Source organism: Conexibacter stalactiti, assembly GCF_033542075.1.
Taxonomy (GTDB): Bacteria; Actinomycetota; Thermoleophilia; order Solirubrobacterales; family Solirubrobacteraceae; genus Conexibacter; species Conexibacter stalactiti.
The window spans coordinates 16,235-34,161 of sequence record NZ_JAWSTH010000005.1 but is presented as its reverse complement, the minus strand read 5'-3'; the positions used below and the strand labels follow the sequence as shown (position 1 = coordinate 34,161).

The 17,927-nt window shown below is 69.8% G+C and carries 16 protein-coding genes; 1 reads left to right on the top strand and 15 read right to left on the bottom strand.

Going from position 1 to position 17,927, the window contains the following annotated elements:
• Positions 1 to 414 precede the first annotated feature (414 nt).
• The 6 genes from R7226_RS03635 to R7226_RS03610 form a co-directional block, all read right to left on the bottom strand.
• The gene (locus R7226_RS03635; protein ID WP_318595674.1) at positions 415 to 588 is read right to left on the bottom strand and encodes a hypothetical protein; all 174 of its coding nucleotides are present in this window, start codon (positions 586 to 588) and stop codon (positions 415 to 417) included.
• A gap of 77 nt (positions 589 to 665) precedes the next feature.
• A complete protein-coding gene (locus R7226_RS03630) occupies positions 666 to 932 on the bottom strand; it encodes a helix-turn-helix domain-containing protein (RefSeq protein WP_318595673.1) in 267 nt (88 codons plus the stop codon).
• Positions 932 to 1,336: a hypothetical protein gene (locus tag R7226_RS03625; protein WP_318595672.1), complete on the bottom strand. Its 405-nt coding sequence runs from the start codon at positions 1,334 to 1,336 to the stop codon at positions 932 to 934. The genes R7226_RS03630 and R7226_RS03625 overlap by 1 nt, the downstream gene beginning before the upstream one ends.
• A 260-nt stretch (positions 1,337 to 1,596) precedes the next feature.
• Positions 1,597 to 3,525: an ATP-binding protein gene (locus tag R7226_RS03620; protein WP_318595671.1), complete on the bottom strand. Its 1,929-nt coding sequence runs from the start codon at positions 3,523 to 3,525 to the stop codon at positions 1,597 to 1,599.
• Positions 3,518 to 4,741, bottom strand: coding sequence for an SIR2 family protein (locus R7226_RS03615; RefSeq protein ID WP_318595670.1), 1,224 nt, complete (start codon positions 4,739 to 4,741; stop codon positions 3,518 to 3,520). Before R7226_RS03615 ends, R7226_RS03620 begins: the two co-directional genes overlap by 8 nt.
• Positions 4,742 to 4,965: 224 nt before the next feature.
• Positions 4,966 to 5,178 carry a hypothetical protein gene (locus tag R7226_RS03610; protein ID WP_318595669.1) on the bottom strand — a complete coding sequence of 71 codons (213 nt, stop codon included), beginning with the start codon at positions 5,176 to 5,178 and terminating at the stop codon, positions 4,966 to 4,968.
• Positions 5,179 to 5,295: 117 nt separating this feature from the next.
• Here R7226_RS03610 and R7226_RS03605 point away from each other — a divergent pair, with 117 nt between their 5' ends.
• Positions 5,296 to 5,955, top strand: coding sequence for an HNH endonuclease (locus R7226_RS03605; protein ID WP_318595668.1), 660 nt, complete (start codon positions 5,296 to 5,298; stop codon positions 5,953 to 5,955).
• 285 nt (positions 5,956 to 6,240) lie between these two features.
• Here R7226_RS03605 and R7226_RS03600 read toward each other — a convergent pair whose 3' ends face one another.
• The 9 genes from R7226_RS03600 to R7226_RS03560 are packed head-to-tail and all read right to left on the bottom strand — an operon-like array spanning position 6,241 to position 17,742.
• Positions 6,241 to 8,793, bottom strand: a complete 2,553-nt coding sequence (locus R7226_RS03600; RefSeq protein ID WP_318595667.1) for a CehA/McbA family metallohydrolase — start codon at positions 8,791 to 8,793, stop codon at positions 6,241 to 6,243.
• Positions 8,790 to 10,409 (bottom strand): N,N-dimethylformamidase beta subunit family domain-containing protein, encoded by a 1,620-nt coding sequence (locus tag R7226_RS03595; protein ID WP_318595666.1) that lies wholly within the window; start codon positions 10,407 to 10,409, stop codon positions 8,790 to 8,792. The genes R7226_RS03600 and R7226_RS03595 overlap by 4 nt, the downstream gene beginning before the upstream one ends.
• Positions 10,406 to 12,025 (bottom strand): N,N-dimethylformamidase beta subunit family domain-containing protein, encoded by a 1,620-nt coding sequence (locus tag R7226_RS03590; protein WP_318595665.1) that lies wholly within the window; start codon positions 12,023 to 12,025, stop codon positions 10,406 to 10,408. Before R7226_RS03590 ends, R7226_RS03595 begins: the two co-directional genes overlap by 4 nt.
• Positions 12,022 to 12,396 carry a cupin domain-containing protein gene (locus R7226_RS03585; protein ID WP_318595664.1) on the bottom strand — a complete coding sequence of 125 codons (375 nt, stop codon included), beginning with the start codon at positions 12,394 to 12,396 and terminating at the stop codon, positions 12,022 to 12,024. Before R7226_RS03585 ends, R7226_RS03590 begins: the two co-directional genes overlap by 4 nt.
• Positions 12,393 to 13,274: an ABC transporter ATP-binding protein gene (locus tag R7226_RS03580; RefSeq protein ID WP_318595663.1), complete on the bottom strand. Its 882-nt coding sequence runs from the start codon at positions 13,272 to 13,274 to the stop codon at positions 12,393 to 12,395. The genes R7226_RS03585 and R7226_RS03580 overlap by 4 nt, the downstream gene beginning before the upstream one ends.
• Positions 13,267 to 14,223, bottom strand: a complete 957-nt coding sequence (locus R7226_RS03575) for an ABC transporter ATP-binding protein (RefSeq protein WP_318595662.1) — start codon at positions 14,221 to 14,223, stop codon at positions 13,267 to 13,269. Before R7226_RS03575 ends, R7226_RS03580 begins: the two co-directional genes overlap by 8 nt.
• Positions 14,220 to 15,107: an ABC transporter permease gene (locus R7226_RS03570; protein ID WP_318595661.1), complete on the bottom strand. Its 888-nt coding sequence runs from the start codon at positions 15,105 to 15,107 to the stop codon at positions 14,220 to 14,222. Before R7226_RS03570 ends, R7226_RS03575 begins: the two co-directional genes overlap by 4 nt.
• A complete protein-coding gene (locus R7226_RS03565) occupies positions 15,104 to 16,072 on the bottom strand; it encodes an ABC transporter permease (RefSeq protein WP_318595660.1) in 969 nt (322 codons plus the stop codon). The genes R7226_RS03570 and R7226_RS03565 overlap by 4 nt, the downstream gene beginning before the upstream one ends.
• Positions 16,069 to 17,742, bottom strand: a complete 1,674-nt coding sequence (locus tag R7226_RS03560; RefSeq protein WP_318595659.1) for an ABC transporter substrate-binding protein — start codon at positions 17,740 to 17,742, stop codon at positions 16,069 to 16,071. The genes R7226_RS03565 and R7226_RS03560 overlap by 4 nt, the downstream gene beginning before the upstream one ends.
• Positions 17,743 to 17,927 lie beyond the last annotated feature (185 nt).

Sequence of the window (17,927 nt, the reverse complement as noted above, 5' to 3'; positions counted from 1 at the left end):
GACGGCCTCGCGCTCCTGCGCTTCGCTCATCCGCGTCAGTGTCGGCTGACGCACTTCGATCTCTGATCTCTCCAATGGGTGTCGCCGGCGAGACGCATCCCACCAACGAAACGTCCCGCCGATCGCGCCTGCGGTACCGGCGCGATGCTCCGCCGGCAGGGCGTGTAAGCAGCGCGTCAGCCATCCGTCAGCGCCCCGACGGCCCACCGGAAAGCCGCAGGACGGCCCGCGCCACTGCCCCGACGCGCAGCTCAAGACGCGTCAACCGATCGGCTTGATCCAAGCGGGCGACGTGCTCCCGTGTCGCGTCACGCACCAGCTCCCCGCGATGCACGCCAAGCCGATCGGCCGCCGAGCACAGCCGCTCCCACAGGTCGGCGTCGAACCGCACCGTCGTCACATGCCGGCGCCCCCTCACGACGACTCGCCCATCGCGCGCTCGCACAGCGGCAACAGCTCGGCGAGGCTGACGCCCAGCCCATCAGCGAGCGCCGCGAGGGTGTCGAGGATCGCACGCCGTCTCCATTCCGCATCCGAGAGCGGCGCCGCGGTCAGCCCGTCGATCGCAGCCCGGATCGTCTCCGTCACCGACACCGCCTCCACCCGAGCGACCAACCCGAGTGCCGCCGCCTGCCGATCGGTCAGTCGCAGCGTCAACGCGTGCGTCACGACCGCCGCTCTCCCGCGTCCTCAGCGATGTTGCGCTCGTAGATCGCGGCCAGCTCCGAGAGCGGCATGTTGAGCCCGACCGCGAGCTTGTCGATGGTGCCGAGCGTTGGATTGATCTCACCGCGCTCGATCGCGCCCACGTAGTTGTGATGAAGCCCCGCCGCCCGACCGAGCCCCATCTGCGACATCCCGCGCCGCGCCCGGACCTCCCGCACCGCGCGACCGAACGCGCCGACCCGCGAACTATCCCGTCGGCGCGGCATCACCAGCCGCCCGAACGCTCGCCATCCTCACGCTCGGCCAAGCGCGCGAGTACGTCGCCGATCGCCTCGCAGGCGTCCGCGCACTCCTTCGTCGCCTCCTGCTCGGAGCGGTCGCCGTCAACGTGGATCCGCACCCCATCCGCCGCAACGGCATTCAGGTGCCGCAGCGCGGTCGCCAGCGCGGCCGGTTCCATCGTGATCGCGAACTCCTCACCCGGATCGTCCTCGCCCCAGCCCAGGTCATCGAGCAGCCGCATCCCCAGCCCGAAGCGCTGCCGCAGCTTCCGTGCCTCCTCCACATCCCCTTGCGACAGCGCGGCGTAGATGTCCCCGACGCCGCTGAGGTCCGCGACAACCGCCGCGTGCAGCACATCGCGATGCGCCCGTCTGAGTGTGATCGACATTGCGTCCGACTCCTCTCGGTCCGAGCACCGAGAAGCACGCAGCCGAACACAACACCCCGCAGCAACAACGCCCGGCCCCGACCGACGGGAAACGCGCCAGCGGAAGACCCGAACGGTCTACGGTGTGCGGTGCGCCGAAGCTTGCTCTTCGGTGCAACCGGTCCGGGCGGGCGCACCAACGCCCGTCCGGACCACTATTTCGCCAATAGACGCGAAGACAAGATCAGACGGGGGCCTAACGCGCAAGGGACAAACGGCAATCAACCGGCTGCAGCGTTGCCGAGGACCGAACTGGTCCAAGCAGCCGACACGCTCATCGTTCGGCTGTTCGGCTCCGCCTGTCTCGGAAGTTGTCCAACCTTTGCGATGACCGGGACCTGCGCGGACACTCCAGCAACGACGCATGTTCCAGTCGCCAGGATCGGAATCGACTCGAAAGAGACCGCGTCAAGGTACGCCACTGCCTTTTCGATGGCTCTGATGTCGAGGCTGTTGACAAGGCGATGCAGAAAGTAGTTGTGAAGCTGAGAGATGATCGTCTCTGAGATGTCGTGGGGCCGCTGGCTCGCGATGGTGAGAAACACACCGAACTTCCGTCCCTCCTTCACGATCTCCTCAAAGGTCTCAAGGCGATAGTCGCGCCAAGCATCGCTCTCCCGCGTGGACTGAGTCGAGAGGATGTTGTGCGCTTCGTCAATAATGAGGTTGAGGTAGCGCTCCCCCGCCGGATCGGACGCCTTCTTCTGGTCGTAGAGTTGCTTGCAGAGCAACATAGGAACTACCTTCCGCATCGCGAGATTGACGCTGCGGAGGGAGACGACCGTGAGAGGCGTGCTAGGCAATGGCTCGTTCGAGACCTTCACCAGCTTCTTGATGTCTGGCACTCGGGCGTCCATACGCTTGATCAGCGGGCTGAGATGCTCGCGGTTGGCGTACCCGCTAACGATGTCCTCGTAGTACTGCAGCACCAACTTGAACCGGATGAGATCGATGTCATCAATGCCGCTGAAGTCGAGCCCAAGGCCAGCGATCGGACTAGTGATCAGGCCGTCCCAGACGACATTGTCGGCGTACGTCGCCTGTCCATGCTCCTGCCAGTAGAAGGTGCGGTTCTGGCTGTGGAACTTCAGACAGGTCGCGAATCGCGAGATGACTTGAGCGAGTTCGACAGTCGCCGCATCTCCGAGACAACCTTCGATCTCTCGCAGCACCTGAACTGCGGTGCGGCGATCAACCGACAGATCGCTAGTCTTCGTAGCACGCAGCACAACGTCAGCGACCACGCGCATGAGCTTTCTCGGGTCTTCAAGCAGGCGTTCCCAACGGTCGCTGTTGAGTACCCGTGTGATGAACGGCGCCTGCGTCTTCTCGGTCGCGTCCAAGAGGACGGTCCAAAAGACGGAATCTGCCAGAACTTCGGCCGGGAAGGGAAGCCGATCTTCACCATCAGGGACCCGCGTGTTCAAGACATATGTCGTCTTGAGGCTTGGGCCAGTGATGATCTCGCTACTGCGGTCGTCTTCGTCGGTGCGTGCTCTGTCGACGTACTCACCGTTGAAGTCGACAAGCACGAACCGAGCGCGGTCAAGAAAGCCCTGCTTGTCTCCGAAACGCTGGAAGACCTCGTGATACAACTTCGCGACCGTATACGACTTTCCGCTACCAGTATTGCCGAATACACCGATGTGGCTGGCGAAGATCGCGTCCACCCCGAGGTCGACGGGTTGGGTGGGCTCCGTTGCGAGGGCGCCGACGCGAAACGTTGGCTCCTCCGGTGGCGCGAACTGATGGATCAGCCGGAACTCTTCCTCGCTCAAGATGAAGCACTCGTTGTCCAAGAGAGGAAGCTCGCGTACCCCTCGCTCGAAGCGTCCCTCATGCAAGAAGCCGACAAGGCTGAGCTCGAGGGTCCGAGCGATCTTGTCCACGCTCCGGCGGTAGTCCGTAGACGTTCTCAGGCGATCCTCGTGGACATACTCGCCGTCAACCTTGGCGATCAGATCTACGAACCCCTTGACGATCTTCACGTAGCCTCCGACGCCAGCGTTGCGCACGATCGCACCGCGGAACACCATGTGCGAGCCGTTCTTGAGCTTGTCAACGGTGACCTTTACGCGGCGCCCCTCTACGGCGGAGACTCTTCCTACACGGAAGATCGCGTCGAGTTCCAGCAGGTCGCTGTCAAGCACCTTGAGGGTCCTCACTCACAGCGCCGTATGCAGCATTCGCAACGTCTACTCGCCCTGGCAACTCACTGGACATCGGCAAGAGAAAACGGTCGACCAACCCGTCCAGATCAAGGGACTGTCCGGCAGGGGGCACCACGTAGCCGATATTGCGATTCGGCACGTCGAGGTCGGGGATCAAGTCGCCGTACTTTGTGCGATCTGCCGGAGAGAAGCAGAAGATCACGACTTGGAGGGTGGGATTCGTGCGGGCTGCGCGAACGACAATCTTACGAAGGTGCTCATCACGAAACGAGAACCCGTGGACGAACAGAACGGAACTCTCGCGTTCCATCTCGTTCGCGAACCGACGAATCAGTTCGTAGTAGGTCTCGGTCAGAACGGTTGTGGCGAACTTCGTCTTTTCGGGGTTCACGATCACCAGCCGCCCATAAGCTCTGACGAAAGCTGCGAGGTCCTTTGGTGGTTCGAGGGCGCTTGCGGCCTCAACGATCTCTGCAGCGTTAAGGGACGCTGGATCTTTGAGCTGGATCAAATCCTTGCGAATGGGCCGAAGCGCCTCGGCCACCGCCCGCACGTCGGCGAGGTCACGATCGAAAACAATCTCCTGCGTTGGCGATTCAGTTGCCGCCCATTGCCACCCGACAGACCCATGCAGCTTGTAGAGATCGAATGTCGGGACTTCGGATCGATGCCCGTACCGAGGGCTGGAGCGAAGACGCATTGTGCCAAAGCCGCCGGGATCATAGACCGGCCGGAAGCGACCAGCGAAGCCGTCATTCAACGCGATTCCAAGCCGTTCGAAGGAGACCTCGAAAGCGAGATCGACGTTTGTGGTGAACAAGCTGATCTGCTTTGCAAGAAGGGAACTGCGCCGAGCAAGCAGCAAGCGATTGAGTGCCTGTCCGAACCGGGCGTAGGAGCGCAGGACTGGTATCGCCTCCGGCGCCCCGGACGTGAGCCCGACGTTTGGCGAGATCACAGTGTCGAAGAACATCGCCTGAACTGATGCTCGGGCGATTTCTCGGGCGCTTCTAGACCCGGCCGAGGCTTCGATCCCCGTCAACGCCTCCTCGATGTCGCCGAGCGGCGAGAAGAGCCTGCTTGGCGTTCCGGCGCCGATCAGGAAGCTGACATGCGCGTCTTGGACCGCGGCTCGCAGCCATTCGAGAGTGGGACCGTCGTCATGGGCTTCAGAACCGGACTCAAACACAGCCACCTCTCATCTCAGCAACGTGGGTCGTGCCGAGACGCATATTGGCCCACCCTCGGAGAAATCAATGCGCGCAGACTATCGGCGAGGTCCTAGGGACGACGCATCAGGCCTTCCCTACGTCGATTCGTCGGGCACTGACGCCACCATCGCGGGACAAGCCATGCGCTTCCGCCGATTCCGTCGTAGGAGATCGGATGTCTACAATACGGTTTGTCGACCCGAAACCGTCAGGGAGCGGAATGGAGCCGGTGCCGAGAATCAGATTCGACTTTTCCAAGCTGCCGAGCGACGTCGCGCTGCTTCTCTCGCAGCAACGTCACACGAGGGACCTCGCCGAGGACCTGGCTCGCACTATGCGCCTCGACGCCTCCGAGCAGCAACTCCTTCACGATGAACTCGTAGGCACCGTAGCCGACGTGGTTGATAGCTACCTCGATCATGCGACAAGGCCCTGCTCTGAACCTCGTTGAGATCCGCCACCCGCCCGCTGAAGCGGCGACAACTGAACCCGTGCGACTCCAACGGAAAGTGTGGCATCGATGCCTGGGCTGAGGCGTATGGAGCGTCTCGCGCTCTTTCTGGCTTGGAGCGAGCAATGCGCGTGGTGCCGTCGTCCGATCTTCTTCAGTGAGATGGAAGTGGAACACGTCATCCCAAAGTCCTTGCAAGGGCAGGATCTCAGAGACGCACTGACCCTTCACGCGTTGGGCGAGAATTACGATCTCAATGCACTTGAGAACCTCGTTCCAAGCTGCGGCCCGTGCAACAGCGGGAAGGGGAAGAGGCTCGCACCCGCAACTCCTGCCATCAGCTTGATCCTGACGACCGCACAAGAGCGCGCGCCTTCTATTCGGGCCGCAGCAGCTCGCTTCGCCACAAGACAAGCGATCGAGAAGGCGGTCGAGGTCGTCCTGGCAAACGCCGATCCCGTTCTCGACCAAGCGGCTCTTATTGCAGCTGGAAAGCAACTCGACACCGAGTTGCCCGAGGTCACCGGAACGTCGGCACGCCGACTGCACCCACTCCTGGATCTCGTGCTCGATCCAGACCGCTGGGCCCCCGTCTCTGGCACGAAGCACGCGATCTCGGTTGCCGACGGCCAGACCGGAGGGATCATCGGCTCCGACCCTAGCTTTCTCTGCTCGCGCTGCGGCTCTCACGGGCCCTGGAACGGCATCACTTGTCTGTCATGCGGCAACCGCGAAGCACCCGACTAATGCTGCTACTCATGCGTCGACCGGAAAGGCTCAGCGCGCAGATCAAGACGGCTCACGGCGAACACGGGGCGGTTTGTACGCCGCCCGGTTCTCTCCATTCACACGAACCCCCGCATGTGCGGGGGTTTCGTCGTTTTGGGGGGAGGCGGACTTCGAGGTTGCAGGCGCCAGGGAACCACCGGGGGGTGAACGCAGATCCAGAAAGAGGCGACAGCTGTCGCGATCGCCGGCCTCGCACCGAGACGGACGGCGGGTCACGGCCGCCTCAGTGGGTCTGAGGTCACGTCAACGCTGCATCGTTCGGTCGTCGAGCGCCGCGAGCGCTTGATGCAGGGGGCGGGTCAGGTAGGCGAGGTGGTCCGGCTCGCCGTGGCGGTGAGACAGGCGGCCCGGCGCGCCCAGCGGAGCGCGGTCGCGGATGTAGGCCAAGCACCCCTCGACGAGCGCGCGCATGTGCGCCAGCGCGGCGAGGTCGTTGCGTGCGTAGGCGTCGCCACGGGCGACGTAGACGGGTGAGGTGTGGGCGCCGACCGGGCGCTGCCAGGTGTCGTGGTGGAGGAGCCCGTCGCCGATCCCGCAGCGCGCGGCGATCCAGGTGTCCTGCTCGACGCGCACGGTGGCCGCGAGCACCAGCTCGTCGGTCGCCGTCTCGGCGCGCCGCATCGCGACGACCTCGCCGCCGGCGACGATCTCGAGCGTCCGCAGCGGGACGATCGAGCGCATCCGCGCCTCGACCTCGACCTGCTCACCCGCGTGCAGCAGCGTCGCGCCGACCGGCTCGCCGTCGACGGTCAGCGACAGCAGCGGACCGCTCGTCGCATACGAGGCCCCGGCGCGCAGGCCCGCGCACCAGCGCTCGAACTCCCGTGCCGCGTCCGTTCGCGCGCCCGCGCCCGCGCCGCCGGCCGCGACGGCGCCGGCTGCCTCGTCCGCCGGCAGCCGGACGTACGTGCGCATCACGCCGACCGGTGCCTCGGCGGTCATCTTGTCGCTGCCGCCGGCAAGCGGCAGGCGGTAGCCGGCGTTCAGGTAGCGGTACCACTCGCCGAGGTTGTAGGGATCCCAGGCGATCGCCTCGACCGCGTCCACGCGGCCGGTGGCGACCAGCGCCGGCGCCTCTCCGTACGGACACGGGAAATGGGCCAGCACGACCGTTCCGCCCTGCTCGTGGCACTCGTCGGCCCAGTGCGACAGCGTCGTCTCCAGCCCGCCGCCCAGCTCGGCCTCCTCCGCCCCGCCGGTGCACCACGGCATGATCGGTTCGCGCAGGCCCAGCAGGGAGATGTGGCCGAGCACGTTCTGCCGGTTCTCCTGCGCGGCGAAGGCGACGGTGCGACCGTCGCGTGCGGCGAGCGGCGCGCCGGTGAACTCCTCCGTGCTCGTGAACAGATGCGACCACTGGCTCTGCAGCAGGTTGACGACCGCAAGCCCCTCCCCCGCGCCCTCACGCAGCGCGCCTTGCGTCGAGAGGAAGTGCACGTGCGTGTCGCCCGCGAGCACCCCTTCGGCGCGCAGATCGGCGATCCGCCGCAGGCGCAGCACCAGCTCGCGCCGGCCCGGCGCGATCGTGACCGTCTCGCGCAGCGGGGCGACCTCGAAGCCGGCCGCCGCCTCGACGTGCAGCTCCCCGACGGGCAGCCAGCCTTCGCAGCTTCCGTCGACGTACGCGTAGCTGCGCGCGCCGAGCCGCAGGTCGCCACCGACGTCGAGGTTCCAGGTGCCCATGTCGCCGTTGACGTGGGCGTGGTGGCCATAGGGGGCGATCGGCACGCCGTCGCCGCTGCGCAGGTGCAGCCGGCAGGCGGCCGGCGCGCCGGTCGTGTCGTCGACGACGCGGATCCGCACCCACGCTCTGCGCGGGTCGGGCAGGGTGAAGCGGGCGCCGCCGCCGTCGAGCGTCCCGGCCGCGGTCAGCTCGCCCCAGCCGGCGCGCGCGACGACGTCGCCGTCGCGCAGCAGCGCGACGGTCGCCGACGGGCTCGCGCCGACGCGCGCGTACAACGCGGTGACCTCGGCCGGAAGCGGCGCACCGAAGCCGCCGACGGCGGTGACCGGATCATCGCCGGCGGGGAGCACCCGGCGGAACGGATGGGTCGCCGTGCCGCGGTCGACCTGCAGCGTGAAGCGCTCGACCTCCGCCGGCGCGACGGGCTTGGCCAGGTCGATCAGCAGCTCGCGCGCGACCTCGCGGCCGAGCGGCCGCTCGGCCAGCTGCGACACCGTCACGCCGGCGACGACCGCGGGCGGGGCGTCGTCGCGCGGGACGATCTCCAGCGCCGTCAGCTCGACCTGCGGGCGCGGGTTGCGCCACGCCCACAGGAAGTAGGCGTACGGCAGCACGTACGGCTCGCGCGTCTGCGGGTCGTCGAGCTCGGCCAGCCGCGCGCCGGCCTGATCGAAGCGGCCGCTGACGCGCGGCAGCAGCTGCTGCTCGTTGTCGGGCACGGCGAGGAACGGATACTGGCCCCAGTCCAGCGGCAGCGGCCGGCCGGGCCAGTCGCGCGCGGTCACGCCGATCTCGAAGCGCTCACGGATCGGCACGGTCTCGACGTGCCCGTCGGCGTAGCGGAAGCGGTAGTCGGCGATCTCCGCGCCGGCGGCGCCGCCGTCGAACAGGCGACTCTGCAGCAGCGCGTGGGCGACGACGACCCACTCCGCCCGGCGCGCGATCGGCAGCGCCACCGCGCGGCGCTCGGGGCCGCCGAAGCGGACGAGGCCGTCGATCCGGAACGGCAGCCCGTGGAAGCGCTGCTCGCCCCACGGGGCGTCGGCGTTCGGCAGCAGCTCGATCGTGCCGTCGGCGACGGCACGCAGGTCGAGCGGCTCGTAGCCGCTCACGCGCCCGCGTCCTCGTGCGCGCCGAGCCGCCGCAGCACGTTGTGCGTGATCCGCTCGGTGAACGGGTCGGCCATCGTCAGCCCGACGACCCACTCGGTCGTCCCGCCGTTGAAGACGGTTCCGCCGCGTTGGAAGCAGGCGATCATGCCGGCGCCGGTGACGCGGTCGACGAGCCGCTCGGGCGCGTCGTCGCCGAGGCCGGCGATCGTGGCGGTGAACTCCTCCATGTTGGCGCCGAGCGGCGCGCTGCCGCCCCAGCGGTCGACCTCGCCGAGCACCGCCGGGCAGAGCGCGAGGATCTCCAGGTTCTCGGGTGCGCCGTCCTCGTAGGTCGGGTACGGCATGCCGCGGTGGAAGGTGAACTCGACCGAGTCGACCTCGAACGCGGCCAATCCGACCGGCAGCGCGCCGAGCACGTCGCCATAGAAGAGGTCGGCCCCTTCGAAGGCCCCGTGATCGTGCCGGTAGACGGTGAAGCCGCCGCTGGAGCGCGGCGTCGCGGCGCCGTAGCGGTTGTAGATCCCGCCCGAGCCGTTCAGGCCCATCGTCGTCGCGCCCGGCCGGTCGACGCACTTCGCCTCCCACAGCGTCGTCGCGAGGTGAGGCGTCTCGGCGGCGACCGGGTCGAGCTTCGGCAGGCGGTAGCAGGCCTGGCGCGTTCCGCCCTCCTCCAACCGCACCTGCCACTCGTAGTTGCCGGCGAAGCGGGCGACGTTGCCGCCGCCGTCGACGAAGGCGTCGAGCGTGTCGCGCATCTTCCACGACCAGTACTCGTCGTGGCCGACGATCACCGCGCAGCGGTAGCCGTCGAGCGCGTCGGGACGCTCGTCGAGATCGTGCTGGGTCAACAGGTCGAAGCTGTAGCCGTGCTGCTCGCCCCAGACGACGAACGGCCGCTCGTAGGTCGCCCAGCCGGCGTCGGCGTGGTGGCGGCCGTAGCCGTGCAGGCGCGCCCACTCGTACGCCGGGTAGCGCGGCGTGAAGCCGATCGGCGGGTTGTCGCGGTTGCCCTCGCGCGGGGCGCCGGCCGGCTTGCGCAGGTGCCCGCGCGAAATCGGCCGGTGGAGGTGCGAGAGCGGCGTCGAGATCTCCTCGCGCGGGTCGTCGCCGATCCCGCGGTAGTGGTTGGCGCCGCCCCAGTCGTTGTACGCCAGCAGCGTGCTGGTCGTCACGACCAGCGCATAGGGAGTGTCACGGCCGGGCGCCGCCGAGCGCACGACGAAGAAGTGCTCGCGCTCCCAGCGCTCCCCGTCGGGCTGCTCGGCGCCGATCACGACGAGGTAGAACCCGCTGTGCCAGTCGGCGCCGATCTCGATCGACAGCGCGACCGGCCAGCCGCAGCCGACCGCGTACGCGTTCTCCGGCGTCGGGTGCGCGGCACCGGGCAGGCCGCTGCGCGCCCACACGCGCTCGGGCTGCAGACCGTCGCGGATCACCGCGACGTCGTAGGTCGCGGCGGTCGCGTGGACATGCAGGTCGACGCGCTCGCCGGGCGCGTAGGAGAAGCGGTCGGTGTAGCAGTACGCCTCGACGCGGCCGTCGGGCCCGGGGGCCGCTGAGGCCCGCTCGGCCGGCCAGCCGCGCGGCGCCCAGGCGCTCTCCGCCTTTATGCTCATGCCAGTCCTCCCAGTCTCCGCAGCACGTTGTGGGTGATCCGCTCGACGAACGGATCGCGCTCGATCAGGCCGACGACCCACTCGGTCGCGCCGGTGTTGACGACGGTGCCGCCGCGCTCGAAGCAGGCGAGCATGCCGGCCCCGTACTCGTGGTCGCGCAGGTAGTCGGGCAGGTCGTCGCCGAGGCCCTCGTAGAGCTCGTCGAGCTCCTTCACGTTCGCGCTCAGCGGGACGGTGCCTGCCCACGTGTCGCGCTCGCCGGCGGTCGCCGGGCACATCGCGAGGATCTCCAGGCCCTCCGGCGCGCCGTCCTCGTGCGTCGGGTACGGCAGCCCCTTGCGGAAGGTGAACTCGACGCCGTCGAGCTCGAAGGTCGCGATCCCGACCGGCAGCGCGCCGAGCTGGTCGCCGTAGCGCAGGTCGGTCCCCGCGAACAGCCAGTGGCCGGGACGGTAGACGGTGTAGCCGCCGGAGGAGCGCGGCGCGGCGGCACCGTAGCGGTTGTAGCAGCCAGCGGTGCCGCTGAGGCCGAGCGTCGCGGCGCCTGGGCGGCCGACGCTGCGGGCGTCCCAGATCGTCGTCGCCAGCCGCGGCGTCTCCGCCGCGGCGGGGTCGAGCGACGGCAGCCGGTAGCAGGCCTGCGTGGCGCCGTCGTCCTCCAGCCGCACCTGCCAGATGAAGTTGCCGCCGAAGCGCGCGACGTTGCCGCCGCCGTCGACGAAGCGGTCGACGGCGTCGCGCATCTCCCACGACCAGTACTCGTCGTGGCCGACGAACAGCGCGCAGGCGTAGCCGTCGAGCGCGTCGGGACGTTCGTGCAGGTCGTGCTGGGTGAGGTGGTCGACCGCGTAGCCATGCTGCTGCGCCCAGCGCGTGAACGGACCCTCGTAGGTCGCCCAGCCGGCGTCGGCGTGGTGGCGGCCGTAGCCGTGCAGCCGCGCCCACTCGTACGGCGGGTAGGTGGGCGTGAAGCCGATCGGCGGGGTGAAGCGGTTCGCCTCGCGCGGAGCGCTCGCCGGCTTGCGCAGCATCCCGCGCGCGATCGGGCGCCGCACCGCCGAGAGCGGCGAGCCGACGTCGACGCGCGGGTCGTCGCTGAGGCCGCGGTAGTGGTTGGCGCCGCCCCAGTCGTTGTAGGCGAGCAGCGTCGAGGTCGCGTGGACGAGCACGAACGGGCTCGCCGGCGCGGGGGCGAGCACGACGAAGAAGTGCTCGCGCTCCCAGCGCGAGCCGTCCGGCAGGTCGACGGCGATCGTCAGCAGGTGGAAGCCCGACGGCCAGTCGGAGGGAATCTCGAAGCTGACGCCGACCGGCCAGCCGCAACCGGCGGCGTAGGCTTCGGCGGGGGTCGGCGCGTCGACCCCCGCGAGCCCGCTGCGCTCCCACACGACCTCCGGCTCCGCGCCGTCGCGCGTGACGATCAGGTCGTACGTCGGCGCGGTCGCGAGCACGTGGACCTGCACCTGCTCGCCGGGAGCGTAGGAGAAGCGGTCGGTGTAGCACCACGCCTCGACCGCGCCGCCGCCGCTGGGACGCTCGGCCGGCCAGCCCGGCGGCGACCACGCGATCTCGGGAGCGAGCGCACCGGCCTCGCTCGGCGAGCCGAGCGGACTCACGCGCCCTCCCCGCGCGGGTCATAGCCGACGAAGATCTTCTCGCTCGGCTCGAGCGTCTCCCAGGTGCCCGAGAAGGAGCGCGGCACGAAGAAGGCGTCGCCGGCGCCGAACTCGCGCCGGCCACCCTGCTCGTCGACGAGCGCGACGCGGCCGGAGAGGATCACGCAGATCTCGTCGTACGGATACGGCTGCACCCGCAACGTGCCCGGCTCCCCCTCCCACAGGCCGCCGAAGAGCGCGCCGTCGGCGGAGGCGAAGCAGCGCCGCTCGACCTCCCTGAAGCCCTCCGGCCCGACATCCTCCGGTGCCCACGTGGGAACGAACGGCGTCGAATGCTCGCGGTCGATCGCCGCGATCTGGTCGATGCTCATGGGGTCTCCTGGTCGAGGGGGCGGGCGGCCGCGCGAACCGGTCTCCATCCCGGTCGCGGCACGGAGGCGATCAGCCGCCGGGTGTACGGGTCCTGCGGGTCGTCGAGCACCTGCGCGACGGCGCCGCGCTCGACGATCCGGCCCCCGCTCATCACGAGCACGTCGTCGGTGATCTGGCGCACGACGGCGAGGTCGTGGGTCAGCAGCAGCAGGCCGACGCCGGTCTCGGCGCGGATCGCGTTGAGCAGGTTGAGCACCTGCGCCTGCACGGAGACGTCGAGCGCGGCGACCGCCTCGTCGAGCACCAGCAGGCGCGGTCTGGCGACGAGCGCGCGGGCGATCGCGACGCGCTGGCGCTGACCGCCTGAGAGCGCGCTCGGCCGCGAGGCGCCATGGCGCTCGTCGAGCTGCACGAGCCCGAGCAGCTCCTCGACGCGCGCGGCTCGACCGGCTCGACCGGCGCCGCGGTCGCTCCCGGCGTCGTGGAAGGCGACCAGCTCGGCGAGACCCTCGCGGACCGTCTGGCGCGGGTCGAGCGAGCCGTACGGGTCCTGGAAGACCATCTGCGTCTCGCGCGCCCAGCGGCGGCGATCGGCGCGGCGGGCGCGGCGCAGGTCTCGGCGGCTGCCGCAGACGCTCACCTCGCCGCCGTCCGGAGCGTCGAGGCCGACGACGCAGCGCGCCGTCGTCGTCTTGCCCGAGCCGGACTCGCCGACGAGCGCGAGCGCCTGGCCGGCGTGCAGCGTGAAGGAGACGCCGTCGACGGCGATCAGCTCGGGGTGGCCGTCGCGCGCCGGGAAGACGCGCCGCAGCTCGGTCACCTCCACGAGCGGGGCGGCGGCCGCGGCGCCGGGCGCGGCGGGATCGATCTCAGCCATGCAGCGTCAGCTCCTCCGCGCGCACGCACGCGACGCGATCGTCTCCCAGCGGCCGCAGCGGCGGGCGCTGCTCGCGGCAGCGGTCCTGCGCGAAGGCGCAGCGCGGCGCGAAGGCGCAGCCGGGCGGCGCCTCCAGCGCCGAGACCGGCCGGCCCGGGATCGCCGGCAGCAGCTCGCGCCGCACCGCGACGTCCGGGCGGCTGGCGCCGAGCGCCGCGCTGTAGGGGTGCAGCGGCCGCTCGTGCAGCCGCCGCGACGGGCAGTCCTCGACGAGGCCGCCGGCGTACATCACCAGCGTGCGGCTGCAGACGGCCGCCGCCAGCTCGAGGTCGTGGGTGATCAGCAGCAGCGCCAGGCCGCGCTCGCGCCGCAGCTCGTCGAGCAGCGCCATCACCTCGGCCTGCGTGGTGACGTCGAGCGCGGTCGTCGGCTCGTCGGCGAGGATCAGCTCCGGCTCGGCGGCCAGCACCGAGGCGATCATCGCCCGCTGCAGCAGGCCGCCCGACAGCTCGTGCGGATACTGCCGCAGCCGCCGCGCCGCCTGCGGCACGCCGACCTCCTCCAGCAGCGCCTGCGCGCGAGCGCGCGCGCCGGCGCCGCGGCCGAGCCGCTCGGTCAGGAAGTCGCCGATCGTGCGGACCGGGTTGACCGCCGCGCGGGGATCCTGGAAGACCATCCCGACGCGGCCGCCGCGCAGGGCGCGCAGCTCCCGCCCCGACATCGCCATCACCTCGGCGCCGTCGTAGCGGATCTCGCCGCTGACCTGCGCGCCCTGCGGCAGCAGCCGCAGCAGCGAGCGGACCGTCATCGACTTGCCCGAGCCCGACTCGCCGACCAGCGCAACCGCCTCGTGCGCGGCCAGCTCGAAGCTGACGTCGCGCACGACCGGGCGAGGCCCGACCGGCGTCGGCAGCGTGATCGTCAGCTCTCTCAGCGACAGCAGGCTCATCGCGGCGACTCCAGGACAGCGCCGCGCTCCAGCCGTTGCGCGAGCAGGTTGACGGTGACGACGGCGATCACGATCGCGACGCCGGCGAACAGCGCCTCCTCCGGCCGGCCGCGCAGGATCGAGCTCTGCCCGGCGGCGACCATCACGCCCCAGTCGGAGGAGGTCGACTCCAGCCCGAGGCCGAGGAAGTTGATCGCGGCGAGGTCGACCATCGCGTAGCCGAAGGTGATCGCCGCCTGCGCCCCGATCGTCGTCGCGACGTTGGGGACGAGGTGACGGGCGCAGATCGCGAAGCCCGCCAGCCCCTGCAGCTCCAGCGCTGAGACGTACGGCAGCGCCCGCTCGCGCACCGCGGCGCTGCGCACGATCCGCGCGACGTACGGGACGTAGGAGATGCAGAGCGCGATCACCGGCGCGGTCAGGCCGGTGCCGAAGACGGCCGCGGCGAGGATCGCCAGCAGCAGCCCGGGGAACGAGAACAGCACGTCGAGCAGGCGCGCGACGACGCCGTCGACCCAGCCGCCGCGCCACGCGCCGACGATCGCCAGCACGCTGCCGAGCAGCGTCGCGACGACGGTCACGACCAGCGGCGCCAGCAGCGAGCTGCGGGCGCCGGTCAGCAGCCGCGAGAGGATGTCGCGGCCGGAGCCGTCGGTGCCCAGCAGATGGGCGCTCGACGGCGGCTGCAGCGCCGCCAGCAGATCGACGCTGTCGGGATCCTGCGGCGCCAGCCAGGGGCCGGCGAGCGCGACGACCACGAGCGCGGCGACGATCGCCAGCAGCACGTACGGCGGGCGGGAGGCAGCGCCGGCGGCGCCGGCGCGGCGGGCCGCGCGACGGCGCACGAAGGCGCTCAGCGGCGCGGCGAGGACGCGGTCGCTCATCGCTTGCCCACCCGCGGGTCGAGCAGCCCGTAGAGCGCGTCGACGAGCACGTTGACGAGCAGGAAGGCGAGCACGACGACGAGGCAGACGCCCTGCACGGTCGGCAGGTCGCTCGTCGTCACCGACTGGATCAGCAGTGAGCCGAGGCCGTTGAGCTGGAACGCCTGCTCGACGATCGCGGTGCCGGTGATCAGGTACGCGATCGTGACGCCGGAGACGGTCGCGATCGGGATCGCCGCGTTGCGCAGCACGTGGCGGCGGACGACCTGACCGCGCGGGAAGCCGCGCGCGACCGCGGTCGTGACGTGGTCGCGCCGCAGCTCGGTCGCGACCGCCGCGCGCGAGACCTGCGCGACGTAGGCGAGCGAGGCGAGCGCGAGCGCGATCGCCGGCAGAGTCAGGTGCCAGATGCGGTCGGTGAAGCCGCTGCCCGGCCCGAAGACCGGAAACCAGCCGAGCTGGACGGCGAAGTAGGAGATCAGCACCGAGGCGGCGACGAACGACGGCACGCCCATGCCGACGGCGGTGACGCCCGCGACCGCCGCCTGCGTGCGCCGGCCGCGCAGCGCAGCGAAGGTGCCGAGGCCGACCCCGATCACCACGATCAGCAGCGCCGAGAAGGCCAGCAGCCACAGCGTCGTCGGCAGACGGTCGACGATCAATGAGCCGACCGGCTGCCCCTTGGCGACATACGAGCTGCCGAAGTCGCCGGTCACGACGCCGCCGAGCCAGTCCACGTAGCGGACGAGGAAGGGGTCGTCGAGGTGGTACTGCTCGGTCAGCGCCTGCGCCGTCTCGGGCGTGACCGCGCGGCCGCCGGTGAGCGCTCTCAGCGGGCTGCCGGGCGCGAGGTCGAGCGCCGAGTAGATCACGAAGGTCGAGATCAGCAGCGTGAGCACGACGCCGGGCAGACGGCGCGCGAGGAAGCGCGCCGTCCCCAGCAGTGCGGAGCCCGCTCGGCTCACTGGCCCGCCGCTCCGATCGCCGCCGCCCAGGGGTGGTACTGAGCGGGGAAGCGAGCCGGCGCGCCGCCCAGTCGCTTCGACAGCGCGAGCCGCTCGTGCAGGTAGAGCAGCGGGATCACCGGCAGGTCGTCGAGCGTCGCTCTGACCGCGTCGATCACGTACTGGGCGCGTCTGCTCTCGTCCTGCTCGCCGCGGGCGGCCTCGATCGCTCTCGTCACGGCCGGGTTGTCGTAGCCCATGTTCTGCACTGACCCGGGCATCACCGACAGCTCGAAGAACTCCAGTGGGTCGGGGATGTCGGCGTAGTTGGTCGTCTCCATCAGGTCGATCGCCTTGCGCGCCTCGGGGTCGAAGAAGAGCGCGACGAACTGCGCCGGCTGGAACTGCTTGGTCTCGATCGGCAGGCCGATCTTGCGGCCGGCGTCGACGATCGCGTTGGCGATCTGGAGCGAGGCGGCGTCGCCGGCCTGCACGCCGAGCTTGATCGGCTGCGACGGCGCGCCGGCCTCCTGGACCAGCGCTCTCGCCGCGTCGAGGTCGGCTCTGAGGTCGGGCAGCTCGGCGAGCGCTCTGGTGAACTCGGCTCTGCCCCAGAACGTGTCGATCGGGAGCAGCAGCGCGGTCTTGAGCGGCTCGGCGGTGCCGTCGAAGACGGTCTGCGCGAGCGCCTCGCGGTCGATCGCCAGCGACAGCGCTCTGCGCAGGCGCGGATCTCTCAGCGCCGGCGTGCCGGTCGGCAGCAGGTTGAAGGTCTGGGTCGACTGGCCCTGGTAGAGCGCGACGCCCGGCGCCGTGCGCAGCTGGCCGGTCGCCGAGACCGGCGCCTCGTAGGTGCCGTCGACCTCACCGCTCAGCAGCGCGCTGGTGAGCGTCGTCGAGTCGGTCAGGAATTGGAAGGTGACCGTCGAGTTGAGCGGCGCCTCCCCCCAGTAGTCGTCGTTTCTCGTGAGAGTGATCTGCTGGCCCGAGCGCCACTCGTCGAGCTCGTAGGGGCCGGTGCACATCACGCCGCCCTGCGGCGTTCCGTAGCTTCTGCCTCTCTGCGCGACGTACTCCGGGTCGGCGACCGAGCCGAGGCTCGTCACCATCATCTCGTTGACGACGATCGTCGGGAACTTCGTCGTCACCGTGACCTCGAGCGGCCCGGTTCTCCTGACCGATCTGATCTGCTCGCCCCACGGCAGCGTGTAGAGCGATCCGACGGCCGGGTCGAGGTGGCGTCTGAGCGAGGCGACGACGTCGTCGGCGGTCAGCTCCTTGCCGTTCCAGAATCTGACGCCGTCGCGGATCTCGTAGACCCACGTGTCCGGTCTCGGATTGCTGAAACTCGTCGCCAGCCCAGGTCTCAGAGTGAAGTCCGGGGCGAGCACCAGCAGGCTCTCGCAGACGTTGCCGAGGACGGTGTTCTCGGAGTAGTTGTACGCCTTCGCGTAGTCGAGCGAGCTCGGCTCGCCGTACGGCAGGTTCCAGGTGACGGCGTCGACGGGGCCGCTCGCCGCGGGGGCCGTGACGACCAGTTCGCCGCCGCTCGCGCCGTCCCCGCCCGCACCGCCGGCCGTGCCGGCGCCGCCGCCACCGCTCGACGAGCCGCCGCAACCGGCGATCGCGAGGCTCGCGAGCACGCCGGCAACGGCGCCGCCGCGCATCCTGCTGGTCCCGAGTCGTCGCATCCCGTATGGCTCCTGTCCGTGAGATCGGCCGCCAGTGGCCTATCGATTGCTAGGCGGCAGTGAAACCCGTCGGAGCGTCTGCTGTCAAGGGCAGATGTCGATCTTTGTCCCGATGTACAAGTCTTTATCGACATGTCCTGACGCGCACTTGGCGGGCTGACGCGGCCGTGCTAGCGTGCGGCTCG